The organism is Streptomyces sp. NPDC088246 (assembly GCF_044741025.1).
GTDB lineage: Bacteria > Actinomycetota > Actinomycetes > Streptomycetales > Streptomycetaceae > Streptomyces.
In genome coordinates this window covers 99,173-114,282 of the sequence record NZ_JBIURV010000010.1, presented here as the reverse complement: position 1 = coordinate 114,282, position 15,110 = coordinate 99,173, and the positions used below count along the sequence as shown (strand labels likewise).

The window sequence follows — 15,110 nt, the reverse complement described above, 5'->3', positions numbered from 1 at the left end:
TCAACTCCCGCGGACGGTGGACTGGGGGTCGGCGACGGCCACGGCCACGTCGACGGCGAAGGTGATCAGCAGTGCGGCCGCCCCGTAGACCAGCACGACGCCCTGGACCAGCGGATAGTCCTTCTCGGTGATCGCCTGGACGATCGTGGTGCCGAGGCCGGGCCAGGCGAAGACGTTCTCGACCAGTACGGTGCCGGCGAGCAGCGAACTGAACAGCAGACCGCCCAGGGTGAGCGAGGAGGTCAGCAGGTTGGGCAGCGCGTGCCGCAGGTAGCGCAGTCGGGCGGGGAGCCGTTTCGCCCGCGCCGTACGCATGTAGTCCTCGCCGAGCACCCGCAGGGTCTCCACCCTGACGATGCGCGACAGTGTGGCCGCCGGGACGACGGTCAGTGCCAGCACCGGCAGTACATACGATTCCATGCCACCCCGCGACGCCACCGGGAAGACCGGCCAGGCCACGGCGAACGCCGCGATCAGCCCGACCGCCAGCAGGAATTCGGGCACCGCGCCCAGGAAGCCGGTGACGCCGGTGAAGGCGAGTTCGCCGCGCCGTCTGCGGCCGTCCTTGGTCAGCACGGCCGCGGTCATCCCGACCGGGATGGCAAGCAGCAGGATCAGTACGAACGCGGGGACGGCGATCTGCAGGGTCGCCGGGAGCCGGCTGGAAATGATCTCGGAGACGGGCATCTGTGCACCGATCGAGTCACCGAGCCGGCCCTGGAAGAGATGGCCCACGAAGTCGCCGTACTGCTTCAGCAGTGGCTGGTCCAGGCCGAGCGAGTGTCTGCGGGCGGCGATCAGCGCCGGGTCGGCGGTGGTGCCGAGGGCCGTCCGCACCGGGTCGCCGGGGATCAGATGGATCATCGCGAAGGCTGCCGTGACCAGCGCGGCCAGCGACACCACCAGCCGCCAGGTGCGGCGCAGGGCGAATCCGAGCCACGGGCTGCGAACTGTCGTACCCAGGGAGCTCAGGGTGATCGTCGCCATCAGCCGGCGCTCCGCCGCAGAGTGCTGGGGATGATGCCGGCGCCGTCCACCTTGAAGGTGATGCCCTTTCCGTAGTACCGGAGCGGCCTGCTGACGATGGGCACGATGTCGATGTCCTTGACCAGGGCGGCATCGGCCGCTTCCCACAGGGCGCAGCCCGAGACACCGGGCTTGGCCGAGGCCTGAGCGGCGAGGCGGTGGTAGTCGGGGTTGGTGATGGATCCGAAGTTGTTGCCCTTGGGCGGTGGCGGTCCGTCGTAGAACTGGGTCAGCTGGTCCGGGAGCGTGACTCCGATGGGTGCCCAGGCGACGTCCCAGTCGCCGCCGCTGAGGGTACTGAGGATGCTGGCGGAACCCGTGGGCTTCGCCGATGCCTTCACACCGAAGGACGTCCACTGCTGGACGGCCAGTTCGACCGCCGAGGCGACCTGTGCGCCCTGATTGGTCGGATAACTGAGCCCGACGGTGAGGGGCTTGCCGCCCTTGGTCCAGGTGCCGCCGGTCTTCGCCCAGCCGGCGGCGGTGAGCGCGGCGGCGGCCTGCGCGGGATCGTGGCCGGGGAGGTTCCCGGTCACCGTGTCGCCGGTACAGGGGGTGGGCGTGGTCTCGCCGATCGCGGTGGCGGGTTTGCCCTTGCCGCCGGTGGCCACGTTTCCGAGCTGCTTCAGTTCCAGTACGGAGACCAAGGCCCTGCGCACCGCCGGGTCGGCGCCCGGACGGCCGACGGCCTGGTTGAACAGGAACTGCCCGAACAGCGCCTCGATGCTCTCGTTCTTCACCCCGGCCGCGTCCAGCCGTTCCTGGTCGGCACCGCTGATCAAGGCCCCGCTGATCTGTCCGGCCATCAGGAGATTGGCTGCGGTCGACTCGTTGGCGACCACCTTGAACACCAGCTTGCCGGGGAGGCCCGCGCCGGTGGATCCGCGGGGCCCCCAGGCGTATCCGTCCCGCTTGACATACGTGTAGTGGTCGCCCGGAACCGCTTCGGTCAACCGGTACGGTCCGCTCGCGTCGGTGGCCTTGGCCAGCGCGTTGGGCGCCGCCAGGCTCTTCTTGCAGAGCAGCGGCAGCAGCCGGGCCATCTGCACGATGAACGGCGCCGGTTTCGTCGTGGTGACGGTGACGGTCCGGCTCGCCCTGTCGGCCTTCGCGACAGCGGTGACGGGGACGGACAGCCCGAGCATCGGAGACTGGTTCTTCGGATCGGCGATGTGGTTGTACTCGGCGGCCACGTCGTCCGCGGTGAGCGGCGAGCCGTCCTCGCAGGTCACCCCGGAGCGGATGGTGAACTGCGCGGTGGTGGGCGTGGCGGACCATTTCTCGGCCACCCCTGGAATCAGCGAACCGTCGGCTGCGAAATGCACGAGCGTGTCGTATGCGAAGGAGTTCATCGCAATTGCCGTGCTGGCCAGCGCCGTGGTGGGGCTGAGTGTGCCCGGGTCGGCGGCGACGGCGAGCACCACCGTCGACCCGTCACCGCCGTCGGCGGACGAGCCGCCACCGCAGGCGGCCGCGGTGGCGACCAGGCCGAGCACCGTGGCCACCGCGGCCGCCGACCGGGTCCCGCGCGTGGTTCTGCTTCTCGTCTCCGTGCCTGCGGTGCTGGCCATGGTCACCTCCGAGGGAGCGGCACGCCGCCGCCGGGTGAGGGAACATTAGGCAGCCGCACAGCGGCCCCGAGTGGTCGCGAAGCACGAAAAACTGCCGTGCCGACGGTGCGCCACGACGAAGACGAACGCGAGAGTACGAGGGCGTGAACAGTCCGGTCGGGCGGGGAGAAATCCGATCGCGCCACAGTGGTGTCCCTGGCAGCCTGTGCCGCATGACCCCCCAGCACCAGGTACGAGCCCACTACGATGCCCGGACGATCGTGGTCTACCAGGCGTACTCACCGGCAGTGGCTGACCCGTCCCTACGGGCGAAACGGTTCGTGCCACCGTTCTCGTTCAACCGGATGACCTGGATCAAACCGTCGTTCCTGTGGCTCATGCACCGTAGTAACTGGGCACAGAAGTCGGGACAGGAACGCATCCTCGCGGTACGGATCACCCGTGCCGGATGGGAGGAGGCCCTCTCCCGGGCCGTGCTGACGACGGCCGACCCGGCGGCCGTCGCCCGGGCCCCCGTACACGTCCAGTGGGATCCCGAACGCTCGCTGCGGGGAGCCGCGCTCAATCACTACAGCATCCAGGTCGGGGTCGGACGCGGACTGATCCGCACCTTCGCGGAGGACTGGGTCGTCGACCTGACCGACGTCACTCCACAGGCCCGCAAGATCGCGGCGCTCAAGCAGAGCGGCCGGGCAGCGCAGGCCCAGCGGCTGCTTCCGCCCGAGCGGATCTACCCGATGCCGCCGGCCCTCGCGAGGAACCTTCTCATCGAGGTGTGAGCGCCGGCTCCGCACCGGCCTCGGCACGCTCACCGGCCGATGCACTCACTCGCCATGGCGAGTGCAGCGGTTGCGGCGGCGTCTCTTCATTCACGCTGCACAGTGAAACGCACGGTTCGAACACCGACTGACGCATTCCCGGCCGACGCGGTTGCCTCTACAGCGGTGGCTCGGTGAGGAGTTCAAGCAGCCACCGGGCACCCTCCGTGTCGCCTGCCGCACCCACGCTGTCGGACGCACCGGGGAAGAGACGCCCCCAGGAGCAGGCCCGTCCGATCGCCCCGAGTCGCCACGCCAGACTCACCGCACGCCGCAGTTCCGCCTTCGTACGGCCGTCCCCCTCCCACTGTTCCAAGTAGGCGTCCCGCAGCCGGGGCAGCACCTCGGGCCCGAACCGCTCGCGGGCCGCACGTGCGGGGACCAGAAAGCTGCAGAACGGATGGGTGACGGCCGCGTCGCCCCAGTCGAAGAAGGTGAAGCGGCCGGGCTCGGATGCGAAGAGCTGACCGTCGTGCAGATCCGAGTGGTCGAGCGTATCCGCGATGCCCGCACCCGCGAGTTCCGCGCACCACTCCGCGAGGCGTGGCCGCAGCTCGCGCAACGCCTTGAGGTCAGTGGGTTCCAGTGCGGTGTTGCCGTCGACGACACGGTCGAAGATCTCGGGGAGCGCAGTCGTGCGCGCGCTGGGGACACCGAGCAGTTCGATCTTCTCGGCGTACGGCACAAGTATGCGTTGCATTCCGGCGTATTGGCGCAGCGGCTCTTCCCAGACGCGCGGGTCGGCGGTGCCACGGGTCGAGTCGAGTACATTCCTGAAGAGCGCGCCGCCGTCCGGGAGCAGCGTCCAGCCGCGGCGTGCGTCGACGGCGAGCGGCTTCAACACGTACGCGGGTACCCAGCGGGCCAATGCTTCGGTCAGCCCCGCCTCGAAGGCACTGGCGGGCGGGTTGGCCTTGAACCAGACGGCGTCGCGTCCCTCGACGGGCATCCGTACCAGCACGGACCACGGCCGGAGCCTCACCTTTCGTTGCCCGGTCTCACGCAGTCCGTGAGCGGCGAGTCCGCGCTCCACCCATTCAAGGGCTTCCTCCCGCCACGCCTCGTGTTCCCAGGGCGTCACCGCATCGGGGTACTGCCCTCGGTCGGCGGTTTCCGGCGCATCACGTTGCATCGCACCATCCCACCACCGTGCCTGCCGGGCCTTCACCTGGTTTTCACGGCGCGTGCGACAACGACGATGTCGTCGCTCCCGGCGGTCAACGGCCCACGCGACCAGTCCCCGTAGCGCGCCTCGACCGCGAAGCCGGCTTCTCCGAGGAAGGCGCCGATCCTACCGGCATCGAGGAATCGCAGGCTCGTCCGGTCGATGCGCAGCGGCTCGCCGGCACGGGTCGCCGTCGTCTCGGTGAACGTGACCACATCGCCGACGACGGACTCCACGAAGTGGCTCACGCGCAGCGCCCGGTCCATGTGGTCGGTGACGTCGACGTGGTTCGCCGGGTTCCCTCTCTCCCACGCCCCGCGCCTGCGGGTTGCGGGTGCCGAACACACATCGTCCGGCGCCGGACAGGGCGTGCCGAATCGCTGCGAGAGACGCACGCGGTTCATCGTCGGTGACGAAGACCTGGAACACGTTGCCCGCCATGACAGCGAGCCCGAACTCTCCTTTCCACACGGCTTCTTCGGCCCTGCCCAGGACCCACTCGATGTGACGCCGTCCGCTCGCCCGGTCCAGTGCGGCGTCATCGGGATTCAGCCCGCACGGCCGACCGGTGTGTTCCGCCTCGCGCGCACGGTGCAGCACCATGCCGGTTCCGCACCCCCAGGACGGAAGGGGCATCCATGACACATGACAGATAGAAGTCGTCGCTCGGTCCCCAGGAGTTGAGCAGGCCGTAGAGCACGGCGGCATCGGCATCGGAGTACATCTCGGCAGTATGCCGACACGACATCGTGTGCCTTCGCGGGCCTCCATGGACCGTCCGTTCCGTCGGCCGCAAGGACAGCCGCGGTGTCTTCCGGTGGCGGCGCCGAAAACGGTGGGCACAGACAGCGCGGCAGGCCCGGAACCGCCAAATGCACCACAGCGGGTTCCTGTTGACCGACGGTCCGTGACTGCGCTCCCCGCGGCTGCACCTCCGCAGGAGGTGCAGCCCCATCCGGGTCGTCGCCGGTGATCAATACCTCAGGCAAGCGCCGTTGGCATATGTGAGGATCTGGTCATGAGTACATCTTCGCAGTCGCCGGCCGACAGGCTTCAGACGGACCGGCCGCATTCGGCACGTGTGTGGAACTACCTCCTGGGCGGCAAGGACAACTACTCCGTCGACCACCAAATGGGCGACATGATCCTCAAGGCTTTCCCGGACTTCGCCGCCATCGCCCGCCTCCAGCGGGCCTTCCTCGCCCGCGCTGTGCGCTTCCTGACCGCAGAGGCGGGCATCCGTCAATTCCTCGACATAGGCACGGGCCTGCCGACGGCCGACAACACGCACGAGGTGGCCCAGCGGGTGGCCCCGGATTCCCGGATTGTGTACGTCGACAACGACCCGCTCGTCCTGACCCATGCCCGCGCCCTGCTCACCAGCACTCCCGAGGGCGCGTGCGCATACATCGACGCCGACGTCAGGGACGCCGACGCGATTCTCGCCGAGGCCGCCGAGACGCTGGACTTCAGCCGGCCGGTCGGGCTGACCATGCTGGGGATCATGGGGCAGCTCCCCGATGAGGACGACCCGTGGGCGCTGGTCGACCGGCTGGTGGCCGCGCTCCCCTCAGGAAGCTATCTGGCCCTCAGTGACGGCACGAACACGAGTGACTCGCTGAACCAGGCCGTCGCCTCCTACAACGCGAATTCGGCAAGCTCGTACCATCTGCGCAGCCCTGAACGGATCGCCGACTTCTTCCACGGCCTGGACGTGGTCGAGCCGGGCGTCGTGCGGACGGCGGCCTGGCGCCCCGATCCCGGCCAGAGCCCGGCGGACACCCTGCAGGGCCATGCGGTGAGCGGCGTCGGGCTCAAGGTCTGAGACACCGGGGTCCTCCAGCGCCGAGGCCGCACGGTCCGCGACCTCGGCTCCGGAGGACCAGGGGATGGAACAGGGACTGGAATGCGCCGACGCCGTCCGACGGCACAACAGGCCCCCACTCGCGTCGAGTTCTACCGGCGCTCGAGCGAGCCTCGCACGAAGGCCGCCTGGCCGGCGTGCTGCAGGTCGTCCGAGATGACGCTGATCAGACGGACCCCGAGGGTGACCGGCGGCGACCATGCCTCGTCGACGATGCGGTTCAGAGCCCGGCCGTCGAGCCCACTGATGAATCCGAGAGTCTGTTCATGGACGTCGTCGTAGTAGCCGAGCAGCAGTTCGGGCGAGCCCACCTGCACAGCCGCGACGTCTGCGGTGCTGTGTCCGTACCCGGTGGCGTCCTTCGCGAAGGGCAGATCGAAGCGGGAGGCCCAGTCCCGGGTGAACCAGACCTGCTCGATACCTGCCGCATCCGAGATGTGGTCGTCCTGGATCCGGGTGAGGTGCCACACGAGCCACGCGATCGTGTTCGCTCCGTCGTCGAGGCGAGCGTGGAGGTCGGCGCGTGAAAGGCCCTCGACCACCGAGTGCACCGTCTCCTGGACGCGAGTGAACGCGTCCGTCAAAAGGTCAGCACTGTTCATGCCATCACCATCTCCGTTCTCGCGCTCCTCCCCTGCCACCGACACGCGCCGCACACGACTCGGCTGCCGGTCACCGCCCCTGACGCACAGGGGCAATTCAGCATTCCGCGTAGGGTGGAGACATGAATTGACGCATGTCCGGAATCCGGGCACCCCGTGGCCTCCTTCGCATCTGGACGAACCCGATTCCGACGAGGGAGAAGAACCGACATGACCACGTCGAACCCCATCGACGTCCCCGACACGTTCGCCGCGTCGTACGGCCGAAACAGCGGCGCGTCCGGCCGCGCCTGGATCGCCGCGCTGCCAGGACTGGCCGCGGAGTTCCTGGACCGTTGGGCACTGCGGCCGGACGGCCCCGCAGCACATGGCATGGCCTCACTCGTACTGCCCGTGACCCGCACGGACGGTACACCGTCGGTGCTGAAGCTCCAGCAGGTCACCGAGGACAACATCGGGGCCGCGCCCGGCCTGCGGGCGTGGAACGGCAACGGAGTCGTGCGCCTGCTCGACCACGACCCGGACACCGGCACCATGCTCCTGGAACGACTGGACGCGGCCCGGCCGCTGTCGTCGGTGGCCGACGACACCGCAGCCATGCAGATCCTCGCCGAGCTGCTGGCCCGCCTGGTCGCGGTGCCCGCGCCACAGGGTCTTCGACGCCTGGCCGACATCGCCACGGCCATGCTCGATGAGGTGGCACGCGCCGTGCCGAGGCTACGTGACCCTGCCGAGCAACAGCTTGTACGCACCTGCGCGGCAGCGGTGGCCGAACTGACCGGCGAACCCGGCGACCGCCTGCTGCACTGGGACCTGCACTACGACAACATCCTCGCCGGACAACGGGAACTCTGGCTGGCCATCGATCCCGAACCCCTTGCCGGTGACCCCGGTTTCGAGCTGCTGCCGGCGATGGACAACCGGTGGGAGGAGATAACGGCGACCGGCGATGTGACACGCGCGGTGCTCCGCCGCTTCGACCTGCTGACCGAAGTACTCGGCCTGGACCGCCGGAGGGCGACGGGCTGGACACTCGGTCGCGTCCTGCAGAACGCGTTGTGGGACATCGCCGACGGCAGGACCGCGCTGGAGCCGGCCCAGGTCGCCATCGCCACTGCCCTGCTGAGCCGATAGGCGCAGGAGCGCTGCCCGGAAAGCCGGATGCGGGTTCAGACCGGCGGGGCCGCGGGCGCCGCCGCCGGAGCCGTTCTGAGGTGGTCGGCGCCCGAGTGCACCGCCCACACGAAGACGCCGAGGGACACGGCAGCGACCGCCACGGAGTCGTACGGTGCCGGCAGGTGGCCGGAACCGCCGAAGGTGCCGAGCCATGAGAGCAGCGTCAGCGCGGCCAGATGAAAGACCAGCCAGGCGCCATGGAGCAACTCGACGCGCGGCGAAGGCCCCTCGGTACCACGCTGCTGCAGCAGGAACAGCGGGACGCCGAGCAGGACGAGCGGCAGTGCGAGCCGCAGGTCGTGCCACCCCGACCAGAAGACGAACTCGCTGGCCACGATGAAACTGACCGGCGCGATCCAACGCACCCCCGGCACCTCGCCCTCCGTCCGTGGCACCTCGCTCTCCCGCTCGTGTGCCCGGAACGCCGCGACGGCGACCGCCGATGCCGCGTAGATGAGCAGATACATGTCGCCCATCACGCTCACGATGTCCTGCCAGCCGCCGAACGGCAGCATGAAGACGATGATGACGGCAAGGTTGAGCACCAGCGCCCGGTGCGCCATGCCGGACCGGGGATCGATCCGCATGAAGAAGCGGGGCAGCAGGCCGTTCTTGGCGAGCGCGTACGTGTGCCGGGCATCGATCGCCACCCCCACGTAGGCCGAACCGCCGGGAGAGATCACAGCGTCGGCGTAGAGCAGGGTGGCCAGCCAGTGCAGATTGAGCACCAGGGCGAGCTGCCCGAACGGCGACTCGAAGTCGACTCCTTGCCAGCCGTTGCCCAGCAGGGACTCGGGCACCGTGAAGAGGAACGCCAGTTGGAGCCCCAGGTAGACCAGCACGGCAAGACCGATGCCGGTGAGCACCGCGGCCGGCACGTTACGGCGTGGGTTGCGGGCCTCTCCCGAGAAGTCCAGCGGGGCCTGGAAGCCGTTGACGGAGTAGACGATGCCGCCACCGGCGAGAGCGGTCAGGCATGCCGCGTAGCCGTACGGTGCGAAGCCGCCGTGGTCGGTGAGGCGCCCGGAGTGGGTGCCCGAGAGGAACAGCGCAATGACCGTGACGACGGGGACGACGACCTTGAACACCGACACCAGGTTGTTCAGCCGGGCGAACATCCGCACGGCGAACCAGTTGAGCACGGTCAGCACGACGCTCAGCGCGACAGCCACACCGAGGCCCGTGGCGCTGAGACTGCCGCCGTCGTACAAGCCCGGCAGATAGTGCGCGGCATACTGCATGATGGCGCTGATCTCCGCCGCCGTACCGCCGACCGAGAGCAGGACGGACCAGCCGATCACCGTACCGACCAGCCGCCCGCTCGCGTACAGCGGCCAGCGCACGGTACCTCCGCCCTCCGGACGGGTGGCCCCGAGTTCCACCATGACCAGAGCGACCAAGCCGCAGAGCGCACCGGCCGCGATCCAGGACAGCAGGGCGGCGGGCCCGGCGGTCTGGGCGGCATACATGGCCGCGAACAGCCACCCGGATCCCAGGATGTTGGAGAACCCGATCGCGGTCAGGCCCCAGAATCCGAGATCCTTGCGGAGCCGGCGCTCCTCGACCAGCACCGCAGGGGCGGCGAGCGACTCCGTCGGCTCGTTCTGCGGCACGTGGCACGTCTCCTCGGACGGTCGGGGACATACGAGAGCCCAGCGTGCCACGCGTGACGGCAGGAACCGCCGAAGGATTGCCGCTTGAGACGTCGATACGGGTGAAAGCTCTGTCAGCGGTCGGACAGGGTGCCGGGCACACGCCTGCCGGTGGTCAGGCCGTCAGCTCCGCGATACGGGCCAGCCGGCGCAAGGAGTCCATCAGAGCCGCACGGTCATAGGTACTGGTGGTGACCAGCACCTCGTCCGCACGGGTCTCCTTGATGGCCGTCTCGAGCGCTGTGGCCACCTGGTCCTCCGTGCCCTGGATGTGGCCGCGCAGTCCGCTCTCGTAGAAGCCGCGCTCCTTCTCCGTCATGGTCAGTGTCTCGACCCGCTCGGCGGCGGCGAGCGGCGGGAACACGCCATGGGTCCGGGAGTACGCCATGGACCATGCTTCCGGTATCAGAAGGCGCCGGGCCTCGTCCGCGCTTCCGGCAAGCGCGATCGTGCCCGACACGACCACATAGGGCTCCGCGGCCCAGGACGAGGGGCGGAACTCCCGGCGGTAGCGCTCGACGGCCCGTACCAGCTTCTCCCGGCCGCGGAGATCTCCGACGACCAGCGGCAGCCCGGCCGCCGCAGCGATAGCGGCACCCTCGCCGGTGGCCAGTACGAACGGGGGTATACGCAGGCCCTCGGCTGGTCGGGCATGAACCTGCGGGTGGGCTCGCTGCGTGCCGTCCAGCCAGCCGAGCAACTCGGTGAGCTGCCCTGCGAAGTCCTGCGCGTCCGGCTTGTCCCGGCCCAGTGCCCTGCGGATGCCGTCGGTGAAGCCCACCGAGCGGCCGAGCCCCATATCTATCCGGCCGGGGAAGAGTGACTCCAGCACCCCGAACTGTTCGGCCACCACGAGCGGTTGATGATTGGGGAGCATCACGCCGCCCGTACCGACCCGAATGGTGGCGGTCGCCGCCGCGACGGCCGCAACCAGCACGGTCGGCGCCGAACCGGCGACGCCCGGCACGCTGTGATGTTCGGAGACCCAGAACCGGTGATAGCCCAGTGCCTCGACCTCCTGGCCGAGGCGTACGGTGCCGCGCAGCGCCTCGGGGCCGTCGCACCCCTCACGGGTACGGGAACGGTCGAGCACGGAAAACCGGGTGGATGCGATCAGAGAGTTCACGCCCTTGTTCAACGTCCGGGCCACGCCAGGATTCCCCCGGCCTGCCACGGAGTCGACGTGCGCAGCCCCTGAGCAGTGGCGCTCAGGGGCTGCGCGACGGCTGTGCGTCCACGGCGTCGGGGTGGAGCGGCCGTGTCACTCGGCCGCACGCGGCGGCGACTACTCCATGGGGTAGATGTCCCCGCTCGCCATGCCGCTGACCTGATCGCTCTCCGCTTCGATCCTGCTGGCCTTGTCCTTCAGGCGTTGGCGTTCCTTGGGGTCGGTGGTGCGCTCGGCTGCGTCCTTGAGATCCTTCGCCTTGGCGCGCATCTGCCTCACGCGACCGCGATATTCTTCTGATTCACTCATGATCACTCCTTGGATCTGCGCGCGGAGCGGGCCCACCACGGATCAGGCTTTGCCGGGGGCAGCGCACTCCAGGCAGTTACCCACTGTTACGCCCCACGCGGCAGAGGGTCATCCGCCGGCCCGGCGTCCCGGGCGGCGACGCCGCTCGGGACGCGGTTTCCCACCTCCAGAGTAAGCAGGATGCGACTGACGTGGGCCTTCACCGTGCTCCCGCTCATCCGCAGCCGCCCACCCGGGCCCGGCTGCCCCGTCAGCGTCCGGACCGGCGCCAGGGACACCGGGATGCACCGGCGCCTGCCCAGCGGGCATCTGCGCTCAGGAGGCCGAGTCCGATCCCCAGCATCCAGGAGTCCTTGGCCAGCGGGATGCCGTTCTGGGTGGGCCGCAGGCTGCCGGGCTCCCGCATCCCGGGGACCCGCAGATACAGACCCAGCAGGCCGCTGGAGAACCCTGTCAGCACCAGTCCGGCCAGTCGGGTCGGCACGAAGGGGCAGAGCAGGGTTCCGCCGACGGTCAACTCCGACAGAGCGAGCAGCCGGGTGAATCGCCTGGCCTCAATCTTCTTGAGAAACGGGTAGGCAGTACAGGCCATGCCGTGCACGCCCTGGGCCATCTCTTCGTCCGCTTTCAGCTTGCCCAGGCCCGAGTTCAGGATGAACGCACCGGTGGCAAGGCGAGGGGGCACATCGCGCAGTTCGAGTGTGGTCATCATGGGAGCCTCCGTCGATCTGGTACTCGGCCCCTCGTCGAGCTTAGCCAGAAGGTGCCGGGGGCGCTCCTCATGGAGTCCCGACCGCACGCTGTGCGTTACGGCGTCCGCGGGATCAGGCGGGAGGTGGGATCGGGCCGGGTGCGGTCCCGATTCAACCGGGTGCGGCCCCGATTCAACTATGAGGTCGGGCTCACAGCCGCTGCCGACGCGCTGCCCGCCACCGTGACCTGCTGCCCCTGGCTCGTCGTCTGCGAGGCGGTGCTCAAGCAGCTTCCGGACGACGGATCGGTGACGGTGGGAAGGCTGCCCGAACAGTCGACGCCGGCCTCGGCGCCGATCGGCTTGCCGCAGGTCACGGTAGCGCGCCGGCCGCACCCGGCCGTGAGGCAGGGCTCGTTGAATTCTCTCAACTGATCGGCCTGGTGGGCGGCTTGCTGGTGGAGGTGGCCGAGCTCGTGGCAGAGGCTCCAGCCTCGGGCGCGGAGCCCGGCCACGGTGCACAGCCGGTCCACGTATGCACGCGGGAAGGAAATCCGTGCGCGGGGGCTTTTGCGGGCGGCGCGCGCTCGGCGCCGACGTGATCGAGACGGTCACACTCTCATCCGATGTCCCGCCCGCATCGCGCTCCACGGCCGGGGCTGCCCTGCCTTTCCTCCCGGTACGGACAATGTCGACTTCTGTTGATCGCGGAGCAACCTCGGACACGCCACTGCCGTCTTGATCCACAGCAAGGCGGTTCGCCGCAGGCGACAAGCCACGTCCGACCCCCCACGAGCGCCCGGGTCCGATCACCAGACAACTATGCACTTCATGTATACACAAAATGCATAGTTGCCCTGCTGTCGACCCGGCCGCACGCGAAAGGCTCCCATGCACAGCAAGGCACTGGCGCCCGAGTACCAAGGCGCCCTCACCAAGATGTCGGTGAACTCCTCACTCACGGATGTACTGGCAGAAGGAATACGTCACTTGAGGGAGGCCGAGCACAGCGGATCACAACAGGAAGTGGCGCGATGCGGGCTCGCGGTGGCCGAGGCACATCGCAGGCTCGGCAATGTGAAGGAAGCCGATCAGGCGTGGAAGGCCAGCTACCGGGCCGCCCGCTCGGCCGGTGACCTGGGGGCGATGGCCTGGGCGCTGTGGAGCGGTGGGACGCTCGCCCGGCAGCGCGGAGAACTCAGGCTCGCTTTCAGGCTGTTGGGGCTCGCGGCCGACATGGGGAAACGCGGTGGGGACATCGTCGCCCGTGGCTACTCCCTCGCCGGCCTTGCGGAGACCGGGCGGATCCAGGGCGACTACCAGACCGTCGCGGTCCTGCACGAACAGCTGCTCGCGGAGGCGCGGGCCCGTGGCGAGGCGCGCCACACCGTGTGGGCGCTGGAGGGCATCGCGCAGATCCACCGCAACACCGGATCGCTCGACAGCGCGCTGGCCATGTTCGAGGAAGCGGCACAGTTGGCCGGGAATGCGGACGACCGGCGTGGCCGCGCGTGGGCCCTGCGCGGCATGGCCGACATCATTTCCCTGCGGGACGACGATCCGGAACGCGCCCTGGCCCTGCTCACGGAAGCCGAACTCACCTGCCGTGAGATGAAGTTGTCCAGTGCGCTCGCGTACAACCACAAGATGCGCGCCAACGTGTTCTTCCGCGCCCGCCGTTACGAGGAGGCGCGCCAGGTCTACGAGGAAGCGCTCGCCGAGTTCCGCGCCATGGCCGAACCCCGCGGTGAAGCCCTGGCCCGGCTCGGTCTCGTCAAGTCGCTCGCCCGGCTCGGCCGCGACCGGAACGAGACCGCCGCCGATCTGGACGAGTTGCGCCGCACCCTGAGTCGGATCGGCCTGCTCAACGCCCGGGACATGGTGGACAAGGCGTACGCCGAACTCGGTGTGGCACCGGTCGGTGGAGAGACGGGCGAGGGAAGCGGACGACGATGACACCACCCGTAACCCACCGGGCCACGGCACCGCAGATTCTCGCCCGCTGCCGCGACCTCGTACGCCCGGCGCTTGCACAGGCCGTGCAGCGTCTGCATCCGTGGCACGCGGAGATGGCCGCCTTCTCCCTCGGGTGGGACACGGCGGACGGCAGCCCGGTCACGGGCTCACAGGGCAAAGGGGTGCGCCAGGCCCTCGCGCTGCTGAGCGCCGAGGCCGCCGGCGCCCCTGCAAAGGACGCTGTCGTCGGCGCGGTCGCCGTCGAGCTGATCCATGTCTTCTCCCTCCTGCACGACGACATCATGGACGGCGACGAGACCCGCAGGCAGCGCGCCACCGCCTGGAAGGTGTACGGGACCGGCCCCGCGATCCTCGCGGGGGACGCGCTCTTCGCGCTGGCTGTGCAGACTCTGGCCGACGCTCCGGGCGTGTACAGTGCGGCGGCGGTTCGGCATCTCGCCGGAACGCTGACCGACCTGGTGCGCGGTCAGGCCGAGGACCTGCTCTTCGAGTCCCGGCCCTGGACCGGACCCGAATCGGTGCAGCTTCACGAGTACCGGTGGATGGCCGAGCACAAGACCGGCGCGCTGCTCGGCTGTGCGACAGGCCTGGGCGGGGTGCTGGCCGGAGCCCCTGCCACGACCGTCGGCGCCCTCGCCAGGGCCGGTCGGCACCTCGGGGTGGCATTCCAGGCCGTGGACGATCTCCTGGGGATCTGGGGAGATCCGCAGGTCACGGGCAAGCCCGTCCACAACGATCTGCGTCGGCTGAAGAAGACGTACCCCGTCCTCGCGGCCCTGGCCACCGACCGCCCCGCCGCCCGGCGCCTCGCCACGCTTCTCGGCACCGGCAACCCGCTCGACCGCACCGCCGCCCGGCAGGCGGCCGACCTCGTCGAGGAAGCCGGTGGGCGCTCCGCGACACTGGCCGAAGCCCACCAGCAGCTGGAGAGCGCCCGCCGCAGCCTGGACGGCGTTCCGCTGGCCCCGGCTGCGCTCGGTGAAATCCTCGCGCTTCTCCCGTTCTTCGTCGACCGCACCATGTGATGAACCGACGCGGGCCCCGGCCGGGGCACCACTCCCCCGGCCCTCCCCGTCAGTGCCGGGGCCGGA

The 15,110-nt window shown here is 69.4% G+C and carries 15 protein-coding genes; 6 read left to right on the top strand and 9 right to left on the bottom strand.

Features of this window, described 5'->3' with window-relative positions; all coding sequences use genetic code 11:
• Positions 1 to 987, bottom strand: a complete 987-nt coding sequence (locus tag ACIPEK_RS16315) for an ABC transporter permease (protein ID WP_401996111.1) — start codon at positions 985 to 987, stop codon at positions 1 to 3.
• On the bottom strand, positions 987 to 2,597 hold the full coding sequence (locus tag ACIPEK_RS16310; protein ID WP_401996108.1) for an ABC transporter substrate-binding protein: 1,611 nt from the start codon (positions 2,595 to 2,597) through the stop codon (positions 987 to 989). The genes ACIPEK_RS16315 and ACIPEK_RS16310 overlap by 1 nt, the downstream gene beginning before the upstream one ends.
• Positions 2,598 to 2,809: 212 nt before the next feature.
• Between ACIPEK_RS16310 and ACIPEK_RS16305 the strand changes: the two genes are divergently transcribed.
• Positions 2,810 to 3,376 (top strand): DUF4291 domain-containing protein, encoded by a 567-nt coding sequence (locus tag ACIPEK_RS16305; protein WP_401996105.1) that lies wholly within the window; start codon positions 2,810 to 2,812, stop codon positions 3,374 to 3,376.
• 157 nt (positions 3,377 to 3,533) lie between these two features.
• Here the strand turns inward: ACIPEK_RS16305 and ACIPEK_RS16300 are convergent, their stop codons facing one another.
• Positions 3,534 to 4,547, bottom strand: coding sequence for a phosphotransferase (locus tag ACIPEK_RS16300; protein WP_401996102.1), 1,014 nt, complete (start codon positions 4,545 to 4,547; stop codon positions 3,534 to 3,536).
• A gap of 32 nt (positions 4,548 to 4,579) precedes the next feature.
• On the bottom strand, positions 4,580 to 4,975 hold the full coding sequence (locus tag ACIPEK_RS16295; protein ID WP_401996099.1) for a hypothetical protein: 396 nt from the start codon (positions 4,973 to 4,975) through the stop codon (positions 4,580 to 4,582).
• Between the two features lie 623 nt (positions 4,976 to 5,598).
• Here ACIPEK_RS16295 and ACIPEK_RS16290 point away from each other — a divergent pair.
• Complete coding sequence (locus ACIPEK_RS16290; RefSeq protein ID WP_401996096.1) at positions 5,599 to 6,405, top strand: SAM-dependent methyltransferase; 807 nt, start codon at positions 5,599 to 5,601, stop codon at positions 6,403 to 6,405.
• Positions 6,406 to 6,536: 131 nt separating this feature from the next.
• Here the strand turns inward: ACIPEK_RS16290 and ACIPEK_RS16285 are convergent, their stop codons facing one another.
• Entirely contained in the window at positions 6,537 to 7,046 is a 510-nt protein-coding gene (locus ACIPEK_RS16285) for a DUF664 domain-containing protein (RefSeq protein ID WP_383074073.1), read from the bottom strand.
• Positions 7,047 to 7,256: 210 nt separating this feature from the next.
• On the opposite strand from ACIPEK_RS16285, the gene ACIPEK_RS16280 reads away from it, so the two are divergent.
• Positions 7,257 to 8,180: an aminoglycoside phosphotransferase family protein gene (locus tag ACIPEK_RS16280; RefSeq protein WP_401996093.1), complete on the top strand. Its 924-nt coding sequence runs from the start codon at positions 7,257 to 7,259 to the stop codon at positions 8,178 to 8,180.
• A 35-nt stretch (positions 8,181 to 8,215) separates the two neighbouring features.
• Here ACIPEK_RS16280 and ACIPEK_RS16275 read toward each other — a convergent pair whose 3' ends face one another.
• From ACIPEK_RS16275 to ACIPEK_RS16260, 4 genes are all read right to left on the bottom strand, one after another.
• Positions 8,216 to 9,835 (bottom strand): APC family permease, encoded by a 1,620-nt coding sequence (locus ACIPEK_RS16275; RefSeq protein WP_401996090.1) that lies wholly within the window; start codon positions 9,833 to 9,835, stop codon positions 8,216 to 8,218.
• 154 nt (positions 9,836 to 9,989) lie between these two features.
• Entirely contained in the window at positions 9,990 to 11,000 is a 1,011-nt protein-coding gene (locus tag ACIPEK_RS16270; RefSeq protein ID WP_401996389.1) for an MsnO8 family LLM class oxidoreductase, read from the bottom strand.
• Positions 11,001 to 11,159: 159 nt separating this feature from the next.
• Positions 11,160 to 11,351 (bottom strand): DUF6381 family protein, encoded by a 192-nt coding sequence (locus ACIPEK_RS16265; RefSeq protein ID WP_401996087.1) that lies wholly within the window; start codon positions 11,349 to 11,351, stop codon positions 11,160 to 11,162.
• 250 nt (positions 11,352 to 11,601) lie between these two features.
• Complete coding sequence (locus ACIPEK_RS16260; protein WP_401996084.1) at positions 11,602 to 12,063, bottom strand: hypothetical protein; 462 nt, start codon at positions 12,061 to 12,063, stop codon at positions 11,602 to 11,604.
• 138 nt (positions 12,064 to 12,201) lie between these two features.
• On the opposite strand from ACIPEK_RS16260, the gene ACIPEK_RS16255 reads away from it, so the two are divergent.
• From ACIPEK_RS16255 to ACIPEK_RS16245, 3 genes are all read left to right on the top strand, one after another.
• Positions 12,202 to 12,477: a hypothetical protein gene (locus ACIPEK_RS16255; protein WP_401996081.1), complete on the top strand. Its 276-nt coding sequence runs from the start codon at positions 12,202 to 12,204 to the stop codon at positions 12,475 to 12,477.
• 456 nt (positions 12,478 to 12,933) lie between these two features.
• Positions 12,934 to 13,998, top strand: coding sequence for a tetratricopeptide repeat protein (locus tag ACIPEK_RS16250; protein WP_383074067.1), 1,065 nt, complete (start codon positions 12,934 to 12,936; stop codon positions 13,996 to 13,998).
• Positions 13,995 to 15,044 carry a polyprenyl synthetase family protein gene (locus tag ACIPEK_RS16245; RefSeq protein ID WP_401996078.1) on the top strand — a complete coding sequence of 350 codons (1,050 nt, stop codon included), beginning with the start codon at positions 13,995 to 13,997 and terminating at the stop codon, positions 15,042 to 15,044. Before ACIPEK_RS16250 ends, ACIPEK_RS16245 begins: the two co-directional genes overlap by 4 nt.
• The last annotated feature ends 66 nt before the right edge of the window (positions 15,045 to 15,110 follow it).